The sequence below is a fragment of the Aeromonas sp. ZOR0002 genome (genome assembly GCF_963866995.1).
GTDB classification, from domain to species: Bacteria; Pseudomonadota; Gammaproteobacteria; order Enterobacterales; family Aeromonadaceae; genus Aeromonas; species Aeromonas caviae.
Map to the genome: position 1 here is coordinate 1 of NZ_CAWMFQ010000149.1, position 3,767 is coordinate 3,767.

The 3,767-nt window shown below is 64.0% G+C and carries 3 protein-coding genes; all 3 read right to left on the reverse strand.

The genetic code is table 11. The features are described from left to right. Window positions 1-95 precede the first annotated feature (95 nt). The gene (gene ygjK, locus AACR77_RS09000; protein ID WP_042880922.1) at window positions 96-2,576 is read right to left on the reverse strand and encodes an alpha-glucosidase; all 2,481 of its coding nucleotides are present in this window, start codon (window positions 2,574-2,576) and stop codon (window positions 96-98) included. Between the two features lie 183 nt (window positions 2,577-2,759). Beyond that, entirely contained in the window at window positions 2,760-3,572 is an 813-nt protein-coding gene (locus tag AACR77_RS09005) for a helix-turn-helix transcriptional regulator (protein WP_042015603.1), read from the reverse strand. Window positions 3,573-3,583: 11 nt separating this feature from the next. Continuing rightward, a partial coding sequence (locus tag AACR77_RS09010) for a kinase inhibitor (RefSeq protein ID WP_042880924.1) occupies window positions 3,584-3,767 on the reverse strand: 184 nt, incomplete at its 5' end.

A 3,767-nucleotide genomic window follows, 5' to 3' on the forward strand; every position in this document is an offset into this window, starting at 1 on the left:
TCAAGGTTAGCCTTTCAACATGTAATTGGGACAGCGCCATAAGAAAGGCCTCCCTTGCGGAGGCCTTTTTGTTGGCTCATTGCTGCAAAGAGGGATCAACCCTCGGTTTTCAGGAAGTTGCGATAGAGCATGTAGAGGTGGGCCGAGCTCCAGCTGAAGTTGCTGGCACCCTGCATGGCGCCGGTTTCCGGGTTGTAGTTCTCGCGGATGGGGCCGCTGCCCGCCAGCCCCTCGGCGTTGGCAAACAGCTTGTTGACGAGCGTCTGGGCATCGCTGCGATAGCCGTAGTTCTCCAGCCCCTTCACCCCGAAGTAGAACTGATCCAGCCAGACCCGGCCGCGCCAGTAGATGTCGGGGTCGTAGGCCGGGTTGGTCAGTGCCGCCGTGCCGAGCGGCACCTTGGTGTTGAACTCCTGGGCATTGAGCATCACCTCGCGCACCCGCGCCGCCTTCTCCTTGTCCGCCACCTCGGCCCAGAGCGGACTCCACCCTTCCGGGCCACGGCCGCGGGCGGTCAACAGCTTGCCGACGCAGCCGTTGGCGTCGGGCAGATCCCCCTGGGCTATCTGGCGGTCGTAATAGAAGCCGGAGGCCTCATCGAACAGGCAGCTGTTGATGTAATCGGCCAGCTGGGTCGCCCCTTCGCGATAGCGGCTCGCCTCGTCCGGTTTGCCGAGCAGCTCGGCCATGTCGGCCAGGATGCGCTTCTCCTTGGCGAGGAAGGCGTTGAGCTCCACCGACTCCTGATCGATGGAGAAGCCGATGAGGTTGCCGTCGTCCTCATGGTTTTCGAAGAAGAAGACGTTCCAGTCCTGGCGCGCCCTGGCCAGGTCGCCGCCATAGGTCTTGTCGGCATAGCGCTTGAGCTGATCCGGCTCGATAAAGCCGAAGCGGGCGGCGTTGTCCATGCCGGACTCCCAGCCGGCACCGTGCTGGGCGCCAATATCCATGTCGGCGTAGCCGCCAACGCTCAATACCTGCTGATAGAGCGCCATGCCGGCGCAGCCATACCAGCCATCTCCCTCATTGGTACAGCTCGACAGATCCAGCCCGACCGGTGCCCCCGTCGGGTACTGCACCTTGAAGGTGATGTTGCCGAACTCGTCGTTGTGCTCGACGTGGCGGGTGGCGCCATATTCGATGATGCCGTTGCGGTTGTTGTCCCGCGCCCGATACCACCAGTCGTGATAGGCCTGGATCTTCGGATACATCTCGGCGATGAAGGCCTTGTCCTGGGTGGCGCTGTAGATCTCCCAGATGGCCCAGGCGGAGAGGGGCGGCTTGGTGTCGCGCTCGTTCCAGTTGCCGCCGTCGCCACCGCGATCGGCGAGCTTGTTGTAGAAGACGGCGTCGATCACCATGCCGGCATCCTGCGGCCGAACCGGGTCATCGGCCTGGATCTGGTAGTCATACATGGCGCGCACGTTGTTCTTGGCTACCTCGGGGTTGAAGTGGGCCATGGCGTAAGCGTGCTTCCAGCTGTCCCAGGCCCAGACCCCGTCGAACCAGCGGGCGGTGTTGGAGGGGGTGACCCCGTCGTGCAGGATGGCACCGGCCGGCGAGCGCCAGTTGCCGTTGAGGGTCTCCATCGCCTTGACCGCGATGCGCCGCTCCGACTCCGGGATCCCCTGATTGGAGAGGCCGCGCGCCAGGTAATCCTCCCAGCGGCGGATGGAGTCGTCGAAATGGCTGGCGGGGTCGGCCAGCAGCGCCTGGCGGCTTCGCTCGAAGCGGCTCGCGTCAGCACTGCTGTGGATATAGCTCTGCAGGGTGTAGATATCCTGCTGGCCCTTGGCGGCCAGGGTGAGGCTGGCCTCGCTCACGTAGCCGAGCCCCTGCTCGTCGAGGGTGGTGCTACTCGGCAGGGTGCGATCGATGCGGTAGCTGGCGCTGCCGCTTTGCATGATGTTCCAGGTGCTGCGCAGTTTGCCGAACTGAAATGCCACGCCGCGCTCGGTCTGGCTGATGGTGCGGGTCCAGGCGGGGTACTGCTCGGCGACCGTCTTGTTGGCATCCCACTGGTTGAGCAGCTCCCCCTGCCAGTTGAGCTTGAGGGTGAGGGGGGCATCAGTGTGGTTGATGAGGCGGGTACGAACCAGCGCAGTGCGGGCATCGCCGTAGCGCAGCTCCAGCTCCAGGGTGAAGGGGTCGAAATCGAAGCGCTGCACCAGCGCTCCCGGGATGGCGTACAGCGCCTGTTTGCTGGCGCTGGTGAGCGGGAAGGCGCGGCCGCTCTCGTCGCTCAGGGTCAGCTTGTCCAATTCGCTTGCGAAGAACAGGCTGTACTCCTCGGCGATGACCATGGGGCCGGTAAAGCCGCCCCACTCGCTGTCGCTGGCGGGCAGCAGGAAGCCGTGCCAGGCGCCGAGATCGAGCAGCGGGTTGTATTTGAGGTTGGCGTAGCTGTCAAAGTCACGGAACTGGAGCGGGGTGCCGCTGCGGTCGATCACGTTCTGATACTGGTTCGCCAGGGTGGTGCTGGGGGCGGCCGAGCTGCTGGAGTCATTGCCGTTGCAGGCAGTGAGGCCGAACAGGGCGACGCTCAGGGTGATGGAAAGTAAATTTTTACGAAACATCTCTCGCTCCAATGACAGTTTTTGTAGGTTGAGGAAGGTGTTTTTAGTGATTATTTTAGTGAAATCGTTTGCGGGAGCCATTATAGGGCGATTTTGGCGGGATTATTGGCGCTGTGTCACAGTGCAGGAGGGGCGAGTGTGAGCCGGATCACCCGGTTACACGAGGTTACATAGTCTTGTATTTTAGTAATTATTTACTTTCGTGGTGGCAGTCAGCGAGAGAGAGGAGGGGCAGGTACGCAGGTATTGGTGGGGGGTCAGGCCGAACTCCTCCTTGAAGCGCGCGGCAAAGCGGCCGGGGGAGTCGTAGCCACAGGCGAGGGCGGTCTGAAGCGGAGTGAGCCCCTGTTGCAGCAGGGTGAGGGCGTGCCCCAGGCGTACCTGGGTCAGCACCTGGCGAAAGCTGCGCCCCTCGGCGGCCAGTTTGCGGACCAGAGAGGCGCGGCTCATGGCGAAGTGGGTCGCTACCGTCTCCAGCCGGTGATCGAGACCAGGCTCCACGCTGAGGTAACGGGCCAGCCGTTCCCCCAGGGTCATGGTGGTGGCAGGAAAGAGCAGGCCAAGGCCCCCCGCTTCCCTGAGCTCGCCATAAAACCCTTGCAGCAGCTGGGTCTGGGCCGTCTCGCAGAGCTGCCGCTGCGCCATGGTGGTGACGAGATCGAAGCAGAAGGCGAGGGCCGACGTCACCCTGATGGCCGGTGGCTTGAGGAGATCGAGGGGGCTCTCTGCCAGCCACTCGGCCGGTGGCGGGGCCAGCAGGGTGAGCGCCTGGGAGCGAAACGTGCCCTGTTCCGGCTGGTTGACGAAGGTGAGCCGGTGACCCGCCGGGATCAGCAGCCAGCTCTCCTTGTCAAAGGAGAGGCGCTGCTCCCGCCACCACAGCTGCTTGCGGCCCTGCTGCACCCAGATGAGGGTCGGCGCGTAGATGAGCACCCGGCGCAGGGGCTGCTGGCGGATCCCGAAGTAGTGATTCAGTTGCAGCAGGGGCGTGCTCATCGGGCGGGCTCCTAGGGGGTGGTGAAGGTGGCGGTCAGGGTGGCCTTGCCAAGGGCCAGGCTGTTGAGCATGTAGCCTACCATGGCGGGCGGGGTGTTGGCCTTCACCTCCAGCGCCTTGGGCAGGGCCCAGACGGTGAACTGGTAGCGGTGCATGCCGTGACCGGCGGGCGGGCAGGGGCCGCCATAACCCTGG

Coding starts and splice junctions, on each gene's coding strand:
- ygjK (WP_042880922.1), bottom strand. CDS start 2,576: ATGTTTCGTAAAAATTTACTTTCCATCACCCTGAGCGTCGCCCTGTTC.
- AACR77_RS09005 (WP_042015603.1), bottom strand. CDS start 3,572: ATGAGCACGCCCCTGCTGCAACTGAATCACTACTTCGGGATCCGCCAG.